7 protein-coding genes are annotated in these 19,281 nt (G+C 71.0%); 3 read left to right on the forward strand and 4 right to left on the reverse strand.

What is annotated here, in order from left to right:
• Positions 1-79 precede the first annotated feature (79 nt).
• From ACVCMC_RS07430 to ACVCMC_RS07445, 4 genes are all read right to left on the reverse strand, one after another.
• Positions 80-3,799, reverse strand: a complete 3,720-nt coding sequence (locus ACVCMC_RS07430; RefSeq protein ID WP_447099224.1) for an EAL domain-containing protein — start codon at positions 3,797-3,799, stop codon at positions 80-82.
• Positions 3,800-3,977: 178 nt separating this feature from the next.
• Positions 3,978-7,724: a diguanylate cyclase domain-containing protein gene (locus ACVCMC_RS07435; protein ID WP_447099225.1), complete on the reverse strand. Its 3,747-nt coding sequence runs from the start codon at positions 7,722-7,724 to the stop codon at positions 3,978-3,980.
• Positions 7,725-7,987: 263 nt separating this feature from the next.
• Positions 7,988-9,247 (reverse strand): RNA polymerase sigma factor, encoded by a 1,260-nt coding sequence (locus ACVCMC_RS07440; RefSeq protein ID WP_447099226.1) that lies wholly within the window; start codon positions 9,245-9,247, stop codon positions 7,988-7,990.
• 87 nt (positions 9,248-9,334) lie between these two features.
• Positions 9,335-9,757 carry a YciI family protein gene (locus tag ACVCMC_RS07445; protein WP_447099227.1) on the reverse strand — a complete coding sequence of 141 codons (423 nt, stop codon included), beginning with the start codon at positions 9,755-9,757 and terminating at the stop codon, positions 9,335-9,337.
• Positions 9,758-9,931: 174 nt separating this feature from the next.
• Between ACVCMC_RS07445 and recC the strand changes: the two genes are divergently transcribed.
• Genes recC through recD form a run of 3 tightly spaced genes read left to right on the forward strand, consistent with a single transcriptional unit; the run spans position 9,932 to position 19,090 of the window.
• Positions 9,932-13,474 (forward strand): exodeoxyribonuclease V subunit gamma, encoded by a 3,543-nt coding sequence (recC, locus tag ACVCMC_RS07450; protein ID WP_447099228.1) that lies wholly within the window; start codon positions 9,932-9,934, stop codon positions 13,472-13,474.
• On the forward strand, positions 13,471-17,127 hold the full coding sequence (gene recB / locus ACVCMC_RS07455) for an exodeoxyribonuclease V subunit beta (protein ID WP_447099229.1): 3,657 nt from the start codon (positions 13,471-13,473) through the stop codon (positions 17,125-17,127). Before recC ends, recB begins: the two co-directional genes overlap by 4 nt.
• Complete coding sequence (gene recD, locus ACVCMC_RS07460) at positions 17,117-19,090, forward strand: exodeoxyribonuclease V subunit alpha (protein WP_447099230.1); 1,974 nt, start codon at positions 17,117-17,119, stop codon at positions 19,088-19,090. Before recB ends, recD begins: the two co-directional genes overlap by 11 nt.
• The last annotated feature ends 191 nt before the right edge of the window (positions 19,091-19,281 follow it).

A 19,281-nucleotide genomic window follows, 5' to 3' on the forward strand; every position in this document is an offset into this window, starting at 1 on the left:
CCGACGCTGGGATGGCCGGCGCCCGGTGATCAATGGCTGGGCCGGGCAAGCGACACGGATCTCGCCTGCCCCGGCACGATCAGCCCGACGATTCGAGCACGTGGGCGACCAGTGCGGCCAGAAACGTTTCGCGCAGGCGGCGGTAGTGCGGGTCTTGCGGGCCTTTCAGCGCGGCTACGTGCATGGCGTGGTGGCTGGCGCCCAGGCTGTCGTCGAGATCGGCCAGGTGGAAGTATTCGCCGGGGCCGCAGGTGCGTCCGCTGTGGGTGGCCCAGAACGCGGACTCGGCCGGCAGCGCGACGAATTGCTCCTCCCACAGCAACTCGCCGGCCAGCGCGCCGAGACTGGTGAGCGGGACTTGCGCCCGCGGAGCGGGGCGATGCGCGCGCAGCCAGCCTTGCAGCGCCTCGGCCGGCATCGGCCGGGCCAGTGCGTAGCCCTGGCCGAAATCGGCGCCCAGCAGCGAGGCCGCCTCGATCAGGTCGGGCGTTTCCAGCCCTTCCACCACGACCTCCAGCCGCAGGTCGTTGCCGATGCGGATCAGCTGGCGGATGAAACGCAGCGTGTTCAAGGGGTCGCGTCGGGCCTGCAGCACGATCGCCTGGTCGATCTTGATGCGGTCGAACGGCCATTGGCGCAGCCGGATCAGCGAGCTGTAGCCGGCACCGAGGTCGTCCTCGACCAGCCGAACGCCCAGCGCCTTCAGCGATTGCATGCCCGGCTCGTCCAGCGAGCCGGGGTGTTCGCTGGCCAGCGGGGATTCGAGGATCTCCAGCAGCAGCGCCGCGGGCGGGCAACCGCTGTCGGCGAGGACCGCGGCGGCAGCCGCGCCGTAGCGGGGATCTTCCAGCGCCGCCGCCGGCACGTTCACCGACATGTCCAGCGGGTGGCCCGCACCGCACAGCGATTGCCGGCAGGCGGTGGCCAGCGCCAGGCCATGCCGGAACAGCACGATCAGGTCATCGGCATCCAGCGCGGGCAGGAAGCGGCCCGGCGCCAGCAGCTGGTCGTCCACGTCGCGCAAGCGCGCCAGCGCCTCGAACTCGGTGACCGCGCCGTCGGCCAGCCGGATCAGCGGCTGGTAGTGCATCTGCAAGGCATCGGTGGCGATCCGCGCGCGCCAGCGCTCGCGCACGAAGAACGGCAGCAATTCGGCGCCCTGCCGCGGTGGCGACAGCCGCGCCAGCGCAAGGTCCAGCACCGACTTGACCTGCTCCACGAAGGCACGTTGATCCTCGCTCTGCAAGCCGCCGGCATACGGGCTGTACAGCGACAGCACCACCACCGGGTTGTCGCGCGACGGACACAGCGGGATCGAAACGCTGGAGACCACCCCGAGCCCGAGCGCCATGTCGCGCCAGCTGGCCATGGCCGGATCGCTGCCGAAATGCACGCAGCGCTGGATGCTGACCGTGCGCCAGGCGCGCCCGCTCGGCCCGCCGCCCTCCGGGTGACCGGGATCGACGCGGATCGGCAATGCCTCGCCCGCGCTCAGCGCGCGCAGGTAGGCCGCAAACGCATTGCCCGCTACCGCCTCGTAGGTCAGCCGGCCGGAATCATCCGGGCGCCCCACCGCGCAGGCGGCAAATTCCTGGTGCGAGGCGAGGATGTCGACCACGCCCTGGATCAGGCCAAGATAGCCCTCGGCCGACCACGCCAGCGCATTGAGCCGGGCCAGCAGCGCCATGCGCCGGCGTTGCAGCGCGCGCATGCTTTCAAGCTGCCAATGCCGCTCGGCATCCAGCCGTTGCAGCACCACGTCCAGCGCGCGGCGGTCGGCCGAGGCCAGCACCGTGACCAGGTCGTCGCGCAGTTGCTCGATCGCCTCCAGCAGCCACACTTCCTCCAGCCCGCAGGCGGCGTGGAACAGGCCGGTGCGCGTGGCGCGCTTGCGGTGGGCGGCCAGGTCCAGGTCCGCGCGGGCCAGCACCTGCAGATGCGCCAGCATGTGCAGCTTGAGCGCGCGGTACTCGCCGTCCGGCAACGCGCGCAGCAGCGTGCCGATGCCTTCGTGCTGGAGCAGCGCCGCGCAGAAACTCTCCACCACCGCCTGCAGCCGCGGCTGCCAGCTGTCGCGGCAGGCCCGCAGCAACATGGTGGCCTGCTCGCCGTAAGGTGCGACCGGCCCTTCCGGTTCCACCGTGGCCAGCGCGCCGTCGGAGCGCGCCATCGCCCACCAGCGCGTGCGATGGCGCTTGCGCGCCTTGACCTGGTACATCGCCTGGTCGGCCAGGCGCAGCAACTGCTCGCCACTGGCATGGCCGTCGCTGGCATAGGTGGCGATGCCCAGGCTGGCGCCGATCGGCAGCAGCCGGCCGTCGATCGGCACCGGTTGCAGCAACGCGGCACCGATCCGTTCCAGCAGGTCGTCCAGGTCGCTCTCGTGCTGCAGGTCGTCGAACACCAGCACGAACTCGTCGCCGCCGAAGCGCGCCACGTAGTCGCCGCCGCGCAGCAGCAGGCGCAGCCGCTCGGCCACCTCGGCCAGCACGCGGTCGCCCACCGCGTGGCCGTGGCGATCGTTGATCGGTTTGAGATCGTCCAGGTCGAGCAGACCGACCGCGACCCGCCGCCCCTGCCGCCGCGCGCTGGCCAGCACCGCGTCCAGATGGCGATCCAGCGCGCGCCGGTTGGGCAGGTCGGTGAGGTCGTCGTGCGAGGCGAGGTACGTCTGCCGCTCCTGCTCCTGGCGCAGGGCGTGGCGCTGCGCATGCTGGCGCAGGGCGAGCCCGGCGGCGTCGGCGATCTCGTCGAGCAACCGGCACATCTCCTCGTCGAACGCATCGGGTTCGGCGGTCACCACCACGAATACGCCGGTCGGCGTGCGCGCATTCGGGTCGGTGCCATCGACGGGCCCGGCAAACAATGGCCAGCAGCCGACCGCACTGGCGTGCTCGCTCAGCTCGGGGCGCCAGGGGTTGTCGCTCGGCGTGCCTGCCGTGGGTTTGCGCCGGATGACCGGCGTGCCCTGCATGAACGCCTGGGTAGGCGCGATGGTGCGCGGGCCGTCCTGGTGCCGCGGCGGCATCGGCAGGGTCAGCATCACCTCGGCGATCGGCCCGACCAGGGCCACCCGGCGCAAGGTGTCCTGGCCCTCCACGGCGGCGAACACGTCGACCGCCGCAGCGCCGGCGATGTCCGCCAGCGCACGCGCCAAGGTGGGATAGATCGCGTCCGGGTCGGGTTGCTCCAGCAACGCGCGCTGGATCGTGCGTTGCGCATCGCGGTAACGGCTCATGCGGATGCTGCGTTCTAGCAGCATCTGGTGGTCCCAGAACCGGCTCAGCTCGTCGACCAGGCGCTGGGCCCAGTCCAGCAGCTCCTCGCCAAGCGCCGGGCCGCCCTCGCGCGAGTACGAGGCCAGCACCAGCTGGCCGCCGTCGCGGGTACGCGAGGCGGCCACGATGCAGGCACCGAAGCCGTGCTGGCGGGCGGCGGCGCGCCAGTGCGCAAACTCGGCGGAGGCCACCGGGGTGACGCGGGCGCGCTCCTCGCGCAGCACGATGCCGACCGGGCCGCGGCCGCCGGGCTCGTCCATCGCGTCGCTCAAGCGCAGGGTCTCGGCATAGGCCTGCGCCGGCCCCGCGGCGGCCAGCACCTCGACCGCGTGCATGTTGCTCTCGCGCCTGCCGATCCACACCAACGGCAGCTTCATGGTGGCAGCAAGGATGCGGCTGACTTCCAGCAGTGCCCGGCGGCGATCGTGACCGGGAGCGGCATGCAACAGGCTCAAGGTTTCCGCCACGCTTCGATAGAAGCGCTCGCGCAGTTCGCCGGGCACGGCAGCTCGGTTCGGCATGGACTCCCTCGGCGGCTCCCCGTCGTCGTGGATCGTGTCGGCGCGTTTGCCTGCCGCACAAGCCGGGAGTCACCGGCAAAGCGGCAGTCGTGGGTGATTCGGTGCAACGATCATCAGCCTACCGGAAATCGGTCCGTCGCCGCATCAGCTTGCGCTTGTGCAGATCGGCCCGCGCTGGTCAGCGAGCGGGGGCCTGCTCCTCGGCCAGCGCGTGCTCGACCAGCAGCGCGAACAGCCGGTCGCGGCGCCGGCCGTGGCCGGGGTCGAACGGCCCCGCGGCGGCGGCGTCGAGCATCTCGCGCCAGGCCAGCCGCAACGGCGCGCCGACGCCCTCGGCGGTACGCAGCCAGTCCCCGACGCCGCCGCCGGCATGGACGTGGCGGCGCAGCGCATCGGGCACGTCGAACAACGCGGCGAAACGCTCCTCCCAACGCAGCGCGCTGGCCAGCGCGCCGAGCGCATGGCGCGGCGATGCGCCCGGCCGCGGAGGACGGACGGTCCCCAGCCACCCGGGCAACGCCTCCGCCGGCATCGGGTGGGCCAGCGCAAAGCCCTGGCCGAAATCCGCGCCGAGGATCGCGGCGGCCTCCAGCATGCCGGCCGATTCCAGGCCTTCGACGACCACCTCCAGACCCAGGTCGTGGCTGACCCGGATCAACTGGCGCAGCGCGCGCAGGGTGCCCAGCGGGTCGAACCGGACCTGGCCGATGATGGCGTGGTCGACCTTGATGCGGTCGAACGGCGACTGGCTCAGCCGCGCCACCAGGTTGCGGCTGAGCGCGCGGTCGTCGCCCGGCGCGTGGTGCTCGATCGACTTCAGCGACTGCACGCCGGTTTCGGCCAGCAACGCCCAGCAGCCGATGCCGCTGGCATTCTCGAAAGCCTCGAAACGCAGCGCGTCGGGCGGGCAGCCGCTGGCCTGCAGGATGGTCTCGACCGTGCGCGCGTAGCGGGCATCGCGCAGCGCCGCCACCGGCACGTTGACCGACATGCCCAGCGCCAGCCCGCTGCGTGCCAGCGACTGCTGCCGCGCCACCGCCTGGATGATGCCGTCGCGGAACAGCCGCATCAGCCCTGCCGCACCCAGCGCCGGCATGAAACTGGCCGGCAGCTGCAGGCCGCCGGCGGCGTCGCGCAGCCGCGCCAGCGCCTCGAAGCCGGCGATCTGGTTGTCGGCCAGGCGCACCATCGGCTGGTAGTGCATGCGCAGCGCACCGCCGGCCAGCAGACTGCGCCAGCGCTGGCGCACGAAGGCCGGCAGCAGGGTCGCCAACTGGCGTTGCGGCGCCATGCGCAGCAGCGCCAGTTCCAGTACCTGCTTGATCTGCGCGATGAACGCGCGCTGGTGCTCGCTGCGAAAGCCGCCGGCATAACCGCTGTACAGCGCCAGCAGCGCCACCGGCCGGCCCGGGGCCAGGCACAGCGGCACCGCGACCTGCGAAACGATGCCGTGGCGTTCGGCGGTGTCGCGCCACAAGGCCATCACCGGATCGCTGCCGTAGTGCGCGCTGCGTTCGACGGCACCGCTTTGCCAGGCGCGGCGCAGCGGTTCTTCCGCCCGTGCCGCGGCGCGATCGACCTGCAGCGGCGGCGCCACGCCGTGGTTGGTGATGCGCAGGTATTCGGCCGGCACCGCGCCGGCCACCAGCTCGCTGACCATGTCGCCGGAGGCATCCGGGCGACCGGCGGCGCAGACGACCAGTTCCTCGTGCGCCGCCAGCACCTGCACGGCGTCTTCGAGCAAGTCCAGGCTGTCGTGCGCCGACCACGCCGCGGCGTGGATCTTCGCCAGCGCCGCGTCACGCCGCCGCTGCAGGTCGCGCATGCTTTCCAGCTGCCATTGCTGGTCCATCGCCAGTCGCTGCAGCACGATCGCCAGCGCATCGCGCTGGGCGCGCGGACCGCGTCCCAGGGTGCCGGCGAGGATCCCGCGCAATTGCTCGATCGCCTCGGCCAGCCACGCTTCTTCCAGCCCGCACGCGGCCTGGCAGATACCGGCGCGGATCGCGCCTGCGCGCTGGCCGGCTTCTTCCAGCTCGGGATAACACAGGGTTTGCAGATGGCGCGCCAGGCGTTCCTCGAACGCCTCCCGCGCCGACGCGGGGAAACTCGCCAGCAGGCCGGCGATGCCTTCATGGGCGCCGAGGGCGGCATGGAAGCGCTGCGCCACCACCGGCAGTTGCGCCTGCCAGACCTCGGCACACGCGCGCAGCACCGCGGCCGCCTGCGGGCCATGCGCCTCGGCGATGCCGGCCTCATCGCCCGCCGCCGCAACGGGGGCGCCTTCGCTGCGCGCCAGCGCCCACCAGTTGGCGCGCTGCTGTTTGTGTGCCTTGACCTGGTACATCGCCTGGTCGGCCAGCCGCAGCAGTTGCTCGCCGCTGTCCTGCGCGTGGGTCGGATACAAGGCCACGCCCAGGCTGACGGTGATGTCGATGTTGTTCTGTCCGCCCAGCGCGATCGGCTGCTGCAGCGATTGCCACAGCCGTTCCAGCAGCATGGCCAGGTCGTCTTCGCTGGCGAGGTCCTCCAGCACCAGCACGAATTCGTCACCGCCCACGCGTGCCACCGAATCCTCCGAGCGCAGTGCGTCGTGCAGGCGATGTGCCACCTCGACCAGCACGCGGTCGCCGGCGGCGTGGCCGTGGCGGTCGTTGATCGGCTTGAGGTCGTCCAGGTCGAGCATGCCCACCGCCACCAGATGGTGGTGCCGGGCCGCCCGCGCCAGCGCGCGTTCGAGGTGGTAATCGAGCGCGCGCCGGTTGGGCAGGTCGGTCAGTGCGTCGTGCAGCGCCAGGTAGGTCTGTCGCTCCTGTTCGCGGAACAGGGCCTGGCGCTGCGAGTACTGGCGCAGCGCCAGGCCGACGGTGTCGGAAATCTCGTCGAGCAGGCGCCACAGGTCGGCATCGAACGCGTCGATCTCGGCCGCCGCCAGCAACAACACGGCGGCGGCGTGGTACTCGACACCGCTGTCGCGGGGCAGGGTCTGGAAGATCGGCCAGCAACCGATCGCCGCCACCTCGCCCAGCGACTCGCCGTGCCACACGAGCGACACGTCGGGCCACGCCGACGGGCGCAGCCGCACCACCGGTTCACCCTCCATCCACGCCTGGGTGGCTACCGGCATCGGCGGTTCGTCGACCTGTCGCGGCGGTTCGGGCAGCGTCGCCAGCCGCTCGACCAGCGGCCCGGCACCCACTTCCCGGCGCAACACCTCGCCCTCGGGCACATAAACCATCACCGCACTGGCCGCGGCGTCCTTGACCAGTGCATTGGCCAGCGTCATGTAGATCGCCGCCGGCTCGGGGTGCGCCAGCAGCGCGCGCTGGATCGTGCGATGCGCATCGCGGAAACGGCCCAGCCGCAGGTTGCGTTCCAGTTGCGCCTGGTCGTCCCAGAACCGGGCCAGCTCGTCGGCCAGGCGCTGCGCCCAGTCGAGCAGTTCGTCGGTGAGCGCGGGCCCGCCGCGGCGCGAGTACGCGGCCAGTGCCAACTGGCCACCGTCGGCGGTGCCGGCGGCCGCCACGATGACCGAGTCCAGGCCGTAGGCATGGGCCGAGCCCTGCCAGTCCGCGTCCCCGGGCGAGTCGATCGAGGCCAGCTGCGGACGGCCGTCGCGCAAGGCGGCTCCGGCCGGGCCGCGGCCGCCCGGTTCGCGCGGATCGTCGCTGACCGGCCACACGCTGGCGTACTCCGCGGCGGGGCCGGCGGCGATCAGCTCGAGGGTGGATTGGCCCAGTTCGCGCCGGCCGATCCACACCAGCGGCAGATCCATCGTGCTGACCACGGTGGTGGCCACTTCGAGCAGGGCGCGGCGGCGATCGTAGCCGGCGGCCGGGTGCAGCAGGGTAAGCGTCTCCGCCACGCTCTGGTAGAAGCGCTCGCGAAGTTCGCCATCCTGCCGATCCTGCCCCTGTACCGCCATGCCGATCATTCCCCCCAAATATCCTCTCCGACGCCCCGCTCAGCCGGCCGATGGCCGAAAGACGGGCGGCAGCCAGGCGCTGCGCCCCACCGAGAGCCCGCCGGAAACTGGTTCACGGCGCAGTAGAAGCAAGTTCCACGCCACCGCAACCGCACCACGGAAACCCCTTGCCTGCAGGCATCGCCCGCATTCCCGCGCCATGCCGCCGGACAGCGGCCGGGGAAATCCATGCCGTTTGGGTCAGAACGGGCCGATCAGCGCCGCTACCGGCAGGCACGCGCCCGCTCGCGCATCATGGCCTGCTCGCGACGGTTGCGGGTCAGCGTGGCGGCGCGCTCGAACTCCCGGCTCGCCTCCTCGCCGCGCCCCAGCCGCGCCAGCAGATCGCCGCGCACGGCGGGCAGCAGGTGGTAATGGCGCAGGCTCGGCTCGTCGCCCAGCGCATCGACCAGGGCCAGGCCCTCGGCCGCACCGCTGGCCATGCCCACCGCCACCGCGCGGTTGAGCTCCACCACCGGCGAGGGCGCGACCCGGGCCAGCACGGCGTACAGCGCGGCGATCCGCGACCAGTCGGTTTCCGCGGCCGTGGCGGCGCGCGCGTGGCAGGCCGCCACCGCCGCCTGCAGGGCGTACGGGCCCAGCTCGCCGCCCAACCGGCGCGCCTGTTCCAGCGCGGCGAGCCCACGGCCGATCAGCAGGCGATCCCACAGCGCGCGGTCCTGGTCGAGCAGCAGGATCGGCTCGCCGCGCGCATCGGTGCGCGCGCGGGCGCGCGAGGCCTGGATCTCCATCAACGCCACCAGCCCATGCACCTCCGGCTCGCGCGGCATCAACCCGGCCAGCACGCGGCCCAGGCGCAGCGCGTCCTCGCACAGGCCCGGGCGCATCCAGTCGTCGCCGGTGGTGGCCGCATAGCCCTCGTTGAAGATCAGGTAGATCACCCCGAGCACGGCGGCCAGCCGCTCAGCCAGCTTGTCGCCGCGCGGCACTTCGTAGGCCACGTCCGACTTGGCCAGGCTGCGCTTGGCCCGCACGATGCGCTGGGCAATCGTTGCCTCCGGCACCAGGAAGGCGCGCGCGATCTCGTCCGTGCCCAGCCCGCCGAGCAGGCGCAGGGTCAGCGCCACTCGTGCCTCCATCGAGAGCAACGGGTGGCAGGCGGTGAAGATCAGCCGCAGCAGATCGTCGCCGAACGGGTCGTCCAGCGTGCGTTCGGCGACGGCCTCGGCGGATTCGTGTTCGCGATCCCATTCGTGCACAAGTTGCTCGTGCTTGCGTTCGACCAGCTTGTGCCGGCGCAGGCGATCGATGGCACGGCGCTTGGCGGTGGTCATCAGCCAGGCGCCGGGGTTGTCCGGCACGCCGGTTTGCGGCCACTGTTCCAGCGCCGTCACCAGCGCGTCCTGCGCCAGTTCCTCGGCCAGCCCGACATCGCGCAGCATCCGCGCGAGGCCGGCGATCAGCCGGGCCGATTCGATGCGCCAGACCGCGTCGATGGTGCGATGGGTGTCGGTCATGCTCATGACCGCCGATCACAGCACCGGTCCGCGGCGGGCGCAAGCGCCGTTGGTGGGGGCTGCCGCCCGTCGCGCTGGCGGGCGGTACCCGCCCTACTCGTGGCCCAGTTGCGCGCGCAGGCGGGCTTCCTGCTCGCGCAGCTCGGGCGTGAACGCCTCGCCGAAATCCTCCGCCTCGAACACCGGGCGGATCTCGATCACCGACTCGCCCTCCATCGGATTGGGGCAACGCCGCACCCAGGCGATCGCCTCGTCGAGCGATTTCACCTGCCACAGCCAGAAGCCGGCGACCAGCTCCTTGGTCTCGGTGAACGGCCCGTCGACGACATGGCGCTGCCTGCCGGAGAACGTCACCCGTGCACCGCGCGCGCTGGGCGCCAACCCTTCGCCGGCAAGCATCACGCCGGCCTTGACCAGCTCCTCGTTGAACTTGCCCATCGCAGCCAGCAACTCCTGGCTCGGCATCACGCCGGCTTCCGATTCGGCGGTGGCCTTGACTATCACCATGCATCGCATCGCAAGTGTCTCCCGTGGGGCCGGATCACCGTGCGCCGGCTTCACTTCACCGACGAACCAGCGTGCCGCGGATCGACACGGCCCACCCGTCGCAGGCGTCGAGACCCGGACGGGCGACAATGCCGCTCCACTTGGAGACAATCGCCGCATGAGCGCACACGAGCCACGCCCCCGGTGAGCACCGCCACGATCTCTGCCGGGAGTTCGATCGAAGCGGGCCTGATGGTGCTGCACGGCAACCGCCTGGAAGACCTGCGCGATCTGCTCGCCGCCTGGCTGGCAGGCACGCCGCTGCGGCCGCTGGAAGACGAGCTGATGCTGGTGCAGAGCAACGGCATCGCGCAGTGGCTGAAGCTGGCGCTGGCCCGCGCACCGGCGGATGGCGGGCTGGGCATCAGCGCGGCGATCGACATGCAGTTGCCCGGGCGGTTCCTGTGGACCGCCTATCGCGCGGTGCTGGGCCGCGAGGCAGTGGCCTCCACCTCGCCGTTCGACAAGTCGCGGCTGACCTGGCGGCTGCTGCGGCTGATTCCGCAGCACGTGGACGACCCCGACTTCGGCCCGTTGCGCGATTACCTGCTGGCCGGGCACGCCGAAGCCGACGGCTTGCGCCAGTACCAGCTCGCCGCCCAGGTTGCCGACCTGTTCGACCAGTACCAGGTCTATCGCGCGGACTGGCTGGACGACTGGGAACACGGCGACGACGTGCTGCGCGACGACCTGCGTGGCCGGCGCACATCCATCGAGGCCAGCCATCGCTGGCAACCGCGATTGTGGCGCCTGCTGCTGGACGACGTCGGTCCCGCCGAACGCCGGCAGCATCGCGCCGCCGTGCATCGCAGCTTCGTCGAGCGCCTCGCCACCGCAGCCGAACGGCCGGCGGCGCTGCCGCGGCGCATCGTGGTGTTCGGCATCTCCTCCCTGCCGCAGCAGACCCTGGAGGCGCTCACCGCGCTGGCCCGTTTCAGCCAGGTACTGCTGGTGGTGGCCAACCCGTGTCGCCACTACTGGGCCGACATCATCGAGGATCGCGAGCTGCTCAAGGCGGCGCAGCGCCGCCACGCCGGCAAGCCCGGCCTGCCGCCCGAACCGCGCTTCGAAGACCTGCACCAGCACGCCAACCCGCTGCTGGCCGCCTGGGGCAAGCAGGGCCGTGACTACATCCGCCTGCTGGACAGCTTCGATGCGCCGGCCGCGTACCGCGCACGCTTCGCCGCACTGGGCCGCGACATCGACCTGTTCGACGATCCGGGCACGGACACCCTGCTGCACCAGGTGCAGCAGGCGATCCTCGACCTGGAGCCGCTGCCCGCCCACCCCGCGCAACGCCGGCAGCTGATCGCCGGCGACGACTCGCTGCGCTTCCACGTTGCGCACAACCCGCAGCGCGAAGTGGAGATCCTGCACGACAACCTGCTCGCCCGGTTCGAGCAGGCCGAGCGCGAGGGCAAGCCGCTGGCGCCGCGCGACGTGATGGTGATGGTGCCCGACATCGCCGCCTACGCACCGCACATCCAGGCCGTGTTCGGCCGCCTGCCGCCGAACGACCCGCGCCACATGCCCTGCAGCATCGCCGACCGCCCCGCGCGCGGCACCGCGCCGCTGCTGGTGGCGCTGGAACAACTGCTGCGCCTGCCCGAATCACGCTACGCCGCGGGCGACATTTTCGACCTGCTGGACACGCCCGCACTGCGCTGCCGTTTTCAGCTGGATGAGGCCGGCCTGCCCGTGTTGCGCCGCTGGATCGAAGGCACCGGCATCCGCTGGGGCCTTGACGGCCCGCAAAAGCAAAACCTGGGCCTGCCGCCGGAGGAACAGAACAGCTGGCGCTTCGGTCTGCGCCGCATGCTGCTGGGCTACGCGGTGGGCGATGGCGAATCACTGGACGGCATTGCCCCCTACGGCGAAGTGGCCGGCCTGGACGCCGCCCTGGTCGGCCCGCTGGTGCAACTGCTGGATCAGCTCGACCACTACGGCCGCCTGCTCGCCACCCCGGCCACGCCCGCGGCGTGGGGCGATCGCCTGCGCGGCCTGCTCGCGGCGTTCTTCGATGCCGGCCGCGACGACGGCGACGCCATCCTGCTGCAACGTCTGGCCGATGCGCTGGAAACATGGGAGCAAACCTGCCTTGAGGCGGGCTTCGGCCACGCCCTGCCACTTGCCGTCGTGCGTGAATACTGGCTGGGCGCGGTGGACGAAAGCCATCTTTCGCAACGCTTCCTCGGCGGCGCGGTGAGCTTTGCCACCCTGATGCCGATGCGCGCCATTCCCTTCCGCGTGGTGTGCCTGCTCGGCATGAACGACGATGCCTACCCGCGCCGCGCCAACGCGCCGGATTTCGACCTGATGGCCACGCCCGGCCAGTCACGCCCCGGTGACCGCTCCCGCCGCGAAGACGATCGCTACCTTTTCCTCGAAGCCCTGCTCGCCGCCCGCGACGCACTGTACGTGAGCTGGGTGGGCAAGAGCGCTCGCGACAACAGCGAGCTGCCGCCGTCGGTGCTGGTGGGGCAATTGCGCGACTACCTCGCCGCGGGGTGGAAAATAGAGGGGCAGAGTGACTTTTCCGATGACCGCTCGCCAGCGTCGGCCGCCACGAAAAGTGACTCCGACCCCCTTTTGTCCCTCACCACCGAGTACCCGCTGCAAGCCTTCAGTCCCAGCTATTTCGATACCGCCAGCGATGCGCGACTGTTCACCTATGCCGGCGAATGGCAGCGCGCACGCCAGGTCGCACCGGCCGGCGGCGACGCCCCGCTCCAGCCCTGGCAGCGCGAAACGCCGTTGAACCTCGCCCTGCTGCAGCGCTTCCTCAAGTCGCCCGCCAAGGTGTTCTATGCCGAACGCCTCGGGGTGCACTTTGCCGGCGACGATGAGGTCGACACGGACAACGAGCCCTTCGCGCTGGATCATCTGGAGAACCACCAGTTCACCGACGCCCTGCTGCGCACCGCCATCCATGACGGCCACGACGCGGTGGCACCAGCCATGCAACGCCTGCACGAGCAAGGTGCGCTGCCGCCGGGCAGCTTCGGCGCGCTGACGCTGGAGCCGATGGAAGCCGCCGTCGAGCGCGTCGCCACGCGCTGGCAGGCACTGGACGCGCACTACCCGCGCACCGGCAACACCTGCCTGCTGCGCGCCACCGCGCACGGCCTGATCGTGGAAGACGGCCTGGACGACCTGCGCGAGGATGAGCACGGCAATCTCACCCGCCTCATCGCCACGGCCAGCAAGCTCGTGGACAAGAAGGCGCTGCGCCACGACAAGCTGCTCGCCCACTGGGTCGCGCACCTGCTGGCGAACGCCAACGCACTGCCCGCCACCACCTGCATCGTGGCACCGGACGCACTGGTGCAGTTGCTGCCGCTGGACGTCGCCACCGCAAAGCACCACCTCGACGACCTGCTCGCCGCCTTTGCCACCGGCATGACCACGCCACTGCCGATCGTGCGCAAGAGCGCCTTCGCCTGGCTGCAGGTCGAGGCCGCGAACCAGGGGGCCGACCCCGACAAGCAGAAAGATCCCTTCGTCCATGCCAGCAGGGTCTACGACCACAGCGATGGCCCGCACGGCCACGGCGAGGTGGACGAGGAACCCGCCCTCGCCCGCCGCTGGCCCGACTTCGCCACCCTGCACGACGCCGGCTTCGAACGCTGGCTGCACCTGTACCGCCCCCTGCTGGACGCCGCATGCGTCATGGAAGAAACCGCATGAGCGCCGCGCAAGCCCTGAACCCGTTGCGCCTGCCGCTGACCGGCACCCAGCTGATCGAAGCCAGCGCCGGCACCGGCAAGACCTGGACCATCGCCGCGCTGTACCTGCGCCTGGTGCTTGGCCACGGCGGGGGCGCGCCGCTACTGCCCGCGCAGATCCTGGTGATGACATTCACCAAGGCCGCCACCGCCGAGCTGCGCGAGCGCATCCGCACGCGCCTGGCCGAAGCTGCCGCCGCCTTCCGCGACCAGGCCGCGCCGGATGATTTCCTGCGCGAGCTGATCGCCGGATACCCCGGCGCCGAACCGCGCGCCCGCGCCGCGCGCCAGCTGGAACTCGCCGCGCAATGGATGGACGAGGCCGCCGTGTTCACCATTCACGGCTGGTGCCAGCGCATGCTCACCCAGCACGCTTTCGCCAGTGGCGAGACGGCCAGCGCAGATGCCGTGGCCGACGAGGCGGACCTGCTCGCCGAAGCCGTGCGCGACTACTGGCGCGGCCATGTGCTGACGCTGGGCATCGAAGCTGCCGCGCTGTACGCGCAGTCGTGGGATACGCCCGACGCGCTGCAGGCCGCGCTGAAGCCGCTGCTGCCCCACGTCGAGCGTCTGCAATTGGACGGCCAGCCGCTGATTGCCTTGCGCGATCCCGGCGACCTGCTGACCGCGCAGGCCAAGGCCCTGCACACCGCCGAGATGCGGGCGCGAAGCCTGTGGCTGCAGCACGCCGATGCCATTGAAGCGCTGCTTCTCGTGGCCTCGCAAACCAAAGTGTTCGACGGCCGCCGACTGCAAGCCCGTGGCTTGCCCGGCCATCTCGCCAGCATGTTCGATTGGGCACAGGGCAACGCGCTCGACGACGCCACGCTGGAGCGCTTCACGCCGGCCTATTTCGCCGAGCGCACGATGGCCGGCAAGCAGCCGCCCACGCATGACGCCTTTGCGGCGGTCGAGCATCTGCTGGCCGCGCGCCGGCAGGCCGCGTCGCTGCCGCCACTGCTGCTCGCGCATGCCGCGCCCCGGGTGGCGAAGCGTACGGACCAGGCCCGCCGCAAGCAGGCCTTGCTCGGCTACGACGACATGCTCAAGCGCCTGGATGCCGCCCTGCGCGGAGCTACCGGCGATACCCTCGCGCGCCTGATCGCCACGCAATACCCGGTGGCGCTGGTGGACGAGTTCCAGGACACCGACCCGCTGCAGTGGCGCATCTTGCAGCGCGTCTTCCACGGCGCCGAAGGCAAGGCGCTGCTGCTGATCGGCGACCCCAAGCAGGCGATCTACGGCTTTCGCGGCGCCGACATCCACACCTATCTCGCCGCGCGCGACAAGGCCGCCAGCCCGCACTGGACGCTGGACACCAACTACCGCTCCACCGATGCGCTGGTGAAGGCGGTCAACCACGTTTTCGAGTTCGCCGACCAGCACGCCACGAACGGGCGCGTCACGGGCGCCTTCGGCTTCGGCGCAAAGCTTCCCTTCGTCGCGGTGAACGCCAGGGGCCGCAAGGATCGGTTTCAACTCGACGGCGCCGACCTGCCGGCCATGCAAATGGCCGTCCAGACGTCCGCCACCACCATCGGCGCCGGCGACTATCGCGAGACGCTTGCCGCCCACGCCGCCGCGCAGCTGGTGGAATGGCTCACCGCCGCGCGGCAAGGCCGCTGCGGCTTCGTCGGCGAGGAGGGCCGGCTCACGCCGTTGCGACCCGGCGACATCGCCATTCTGGTGCGTGACAGGAACGATGCCGCCGCGATGCGCGCGGCGCTGCACGCGCGCGGCCTCGCCCACGTGTACCTCTCGGACAAGCAATCGGTCTACGCCAGCGGCGAGGCCAAGGAGCTGCAAACCTGGCTCGCCGCCTGTGCCAACCCCGGCAACGACCGCGCCATGCGCACCGCGCTGGCCACGCCGATGATGGGCCAGAGCCTGGCCGAGCTGGATCGCCTGAACACCGACGAGGCCCATTGGGAAGGCTGCGGCGAGCACTTCCGCCAGCTGCATGCGTTGTGGCGACGCCATGGCGTGCTGGCCATGCTGCACGAACTGCTGCACCGCTTCGGCGTGCCCGCGCGCCTGCTCGCACGCGATGGCGGCGAGCGTGCGCTCACCAATCTGCTGCACCTGGCCGAGCTGCTGCAACAAGCCGCTACCGGGTTGGACGGCGAACACGCGCTGATCCGCCACCTCGCCGCGCAGATTGCCAACCCCGCCGGTGGCGAGGCACCCGAAGAACAGATCGTGCGACTGGAAAGCGAAGCCGCCCTGATCAAGGTGGTGACCATCCACAAATCCAAGGGCCTGGAGTACCCGGTGGTGCTGCTGCCCTTTGTCTGCGGTTACAGGGAAACCGACGGCAGGAAACCGCTGCTCTGGCACGACGAACACGCCGTGGCGCACTTCGACCTGCGCCCCGGCAATGACGCCTGGCAAGCCGCCGAGATCGCGCGCCTGCAGGAAGACCTGCGCCTGCTCTACGTCGCACTCACCCGCGGCCGCTATCTGTGCTGGCTGGGCGTGGGCTGCCTCAAGGACGGCGCAAAGAAGGATTCCGGCCTGCACAAATCCGCCTTCGGCTACGTGCTGGCCGGCGGCAACATCATCGAGGCCGGCGAGCTGATGCCCACGCTGCAAACGCTGACCCGGGGCCAGTCCGCCATCCAGCTCGTCACCCTTCCCGAAGCCGCGGGAACCCGGCGCTACCAGCCCGAGGACAACACCAGCCAGCCACGCCCCGCGCGCCAGTGCACGCTGCCCGCGCACACGCCGTGGTGGATCGCCAGCTACAGCGCACTGGCCCGGCACGACGAAACCGCACCGCACGCCGCACCGGAAACCGCGAGCCAGGCCACGCTGGCCGAAGCCGTGCAGACGGAAGCCGACATCGAGGCCTCCGCATCCGCGCCGGGCATTCACGGCTTCGAGCGTGGCGCCGCGCCCGGCACGTTCCTGCACGAGCTGCTGGAGCACTGCGCCGAGGAAGGTTTCGCCCGCGCCGCCGCACCGTCGCCGCTGCTGCGCGACACCCTCGCCCGCCGCTGCCAGGCACGCGGCTGGAAGCACTGGATCGAACCGCTCACCGCCTGGCTGCCCGCGCTGCTGCGCACGCCATTGCCGCTGCCTGGCGGCACCCACATGGCGCTGACCGCGCTTGCCGATCCGCTGCATTACCGAGCCGAACTGGAGTTCTGGTTCGAGGCCAATCTCGTGCAGGCGCAGGCGCTGGATCGCCTCGTCACCGCGCACACGCTGGATGGCGCACCACGTCCCGCACTGGCGCCCAACCTCGTCAACGGCATGCTCAAGGGCTTCATCGACCTGGTGTTCGAGCATGAGGGCCGCTGGTACGTGGCCGACTACAAATCCAACTACCTCGGCAAGGACGCCGCCGCGTACACCGATCAAGCCATGCGCACCTCGGTGCTGCAGAGCCGTTACGAACTGCAGTACGCCATCTACACACTGGCGCTGCATCGCCAGCTCAGGGCGCGCCTGCCCGACTACGACTACGACACCCACATGGGCGGCGTGCTCTACCTCTACCTGCGCGGGGTGGATGGCAGCGGTCGCGGCGTGCATCGCGAACGGCTGCCGTTCGCCCTGGTCGACGCCCTCGACCAGCTCTTCGCCTCGGGGGGCACCACGCATGCGGCATGACATGCTCTCCTCGTTGCTCGACCACGCATTGCAACAGCAGCGCCTGCGCCCGCTGGACGTGGCCTTCGCGCGCTTCCTGATCGAACGGGAACCGAACATCGCACCCGCACTCGCCTGGCTGGCCGCGGTGCTCAGCCGGCAACTGGCCGACGGTCATCTCTGCCTCGACCTCGCCGGACTCGACGCGCTGGCCAACGAACAGGACTGGCCCGATGACTGGCGTGCACTGGCCGACACGCTGCGCGACGACCCGCCCGCGTCTTCGCTGCTCGCCGCCGGCGACGGTGGCGAACCGGCCAGTGCGCCGCTGGTCCTCGACGGCGGGCGACTCTACCTGCGCCGTTACTGGAACCACGAGCGCGAGGTGGCGAAGGGCATCCTGGACCGCGTGGCGCGCGCGGAACCGCCCTCGCCGTACCTGGCCGAGGAACTGGCGCGACTGTTCCCGACCGCTGCCGGCGACACACTCGACTGGCCGCGCATCGCCTGTGCGCTGGCCGCGCGCAGCGGCTTCGGCGTGATCACCGGTGGCCCCGGTACCGGCAAGACCACCACCGTGGTGCGCCTGCTCGGGCTGCTGCAGACCCTGCAATGGCGCGCACAGGCGCCGGCGCTGCGCATCCGCCTCGCCGCACCCACCGGCAAGGCGGCGGCGCGGCTCAATGCATCGATCAGCGCTCAGCTCGCCCGACTGGATGTGGACGACGCCGTGCGCGCCACCGTGCCCGCCGAGGTGGCCACCTTGCATCGCCTGCTGGGCGCCCGCCCCGATACCCGGCGCTTCCGCCACGACCGCACCAACCCGCTGCCGCTGGACGTACTCGTGATCGACGAGGCGTCGATGATTGACCTGGACATGATGGCCGCCGTGCTCGACGCGCTGCCCGCGTCGGCGCGGCTGATCCTGCTGGGCGACAAGGACCAGCTCGCCTCGGTGGAGGCCGGCGCGGTACTGGGCGACCTGTGCCGGCGTGCCGACGGTGGTCATTACGATGCCACCACCGCACGGTGGATCGCGGCCACCAGCGGCGACGACATCGGCGACTTCGTGCAGGCCGATGCACAGCCGCTGGATCAACACATCGCCATGCTGCGCGTGAGCCATCGCTTCAGCGCCGCCAGCGGCATCGGCCGGCTGGCACAGGACGTGAACATGGGTGATGCGGCCGCCACATTGGCGCTGCTGGGCGCACCTTGCGACGACCTCGCCTGGCTGCCCGCTGCCGACGTCGGCACGCTGCAAGCGCTCGTCATCCATGGCACCGCGGCGCCCGGCGGCGCCTGCGGCTACCGCCACTACCTCGATACCTTGCACTCCTGCCGCCCGGCCACCGACGCCGGTGACGACGCCCACGCGGACTGGGCCACCAGCGCCCTGCAGGCGTTCAATCGATTTCAGTTGCTGTGCGCGCTGCGCCACGGACCGCATGGTGTGGACAAGCTCAACCAGCTCGTCGCCGAAGCGCTGCACGCGCAGGGATTGATCGACGCCAGCAGCGGCTGGTACGAAGGTCGCCCGGTGATGGTCACCCGCAACGACTACGCGCTGGGCCTGATGAACGGCGACATCGGGCTGTGCCTGCGGCTGCCTGTCGCCGGTGGCGGCAGCCGGCTGGCGGTGGCCTTCCTCGCCGCGGCAGCAGGCGGCGGCACGCGCCTGCGTCTGGTCGCTCCCTCGCGCCTGCCCGAAGTGGAAACGGCCTACGCGCTCACCGTGCACAAATCACAAGGCTCCGAGTTCGAGCATGCCGCCCTGGTGCTGCCTGCAGCCATGAACCCGGTGCTGACCCGCGAACTGCTCTACACCGGCATCACCCGCGCCCGCCGCTGGTTCAGCCTGCTCGGCAGCGAAGCGATCATCGCTGACGCGGTGGCGCGCCGTACCCGCCGCCACTCCGGCCTGGCCGAGCGGTTGGCGCAGGATGGCGGCGATCGCGACGACCCCGCGCACCTCGCCGGCTGACCGCCACACGGCGGCCCTTCCCTGCCGCCACTCCCCCTTTGCAGCCTCCTTGCCGCCCCTTCGTCATCCCGTTGTCGCCCCGACCATCGATCCTTCCCCACCGTCATTCCCGCGAAGGCAGGAAACGCACCTGGAGGGCGGAGCATGCTGCCATCCGTTCGCCGTAAAGAATGTGACCTTCATTGCAGCGT

Source organism: Rhodanobacter sp. UC4452_H20 (genome assembly GCF_052978205.1).

Excerpts from the sequence above, each read along its gene's own strand:
- ACVCMC_RS07430 (WP_447099224.1), bottom strand. The coding sequence starts at position 3,799 with ATGCCGAACCGAGCTGCCGTGCCCGGCGAACTGCGCGAGCGCTTCTAT.
- ACVCMC_RS07435 (WP_447099225.1), bottom strand. The coding sequence starts at position 7,724 with ATGGCGGTACAGGGGCAGGATCGGCAGGATGGCGAACTTCGCGAGCGC.
- ACVCMC_RS07440 (WP_447099226.1), bottom strand. The coding sequence starts at position 9,247 with ATGAGCATGACCGACACCCATCGCACCATCGACGCGGTCTGGCGCATC.
- ACVCMC_RS07445 (WP_447099227.1), bottom strand. The coding sequence starts at position 9,757 with ATGCGATGCATGGTGATAGTCAAGGCCACCGCCGAATCGGAAGCCGGC.
- recB (WP_447099229.1), top strand. The coding sequence starts at position 13,471 with ATGAGCGCCGCGCAAGCCCTGAACCCGTTGCGCCTGCCGCTGACCGGC.
- recD (WP_447099230.1), top strand. The coding sequence starts at position 17,117 with ATGCGGCATGACATGCTCTCCTCGTTGCTCGACCACGCATTGCAACAG.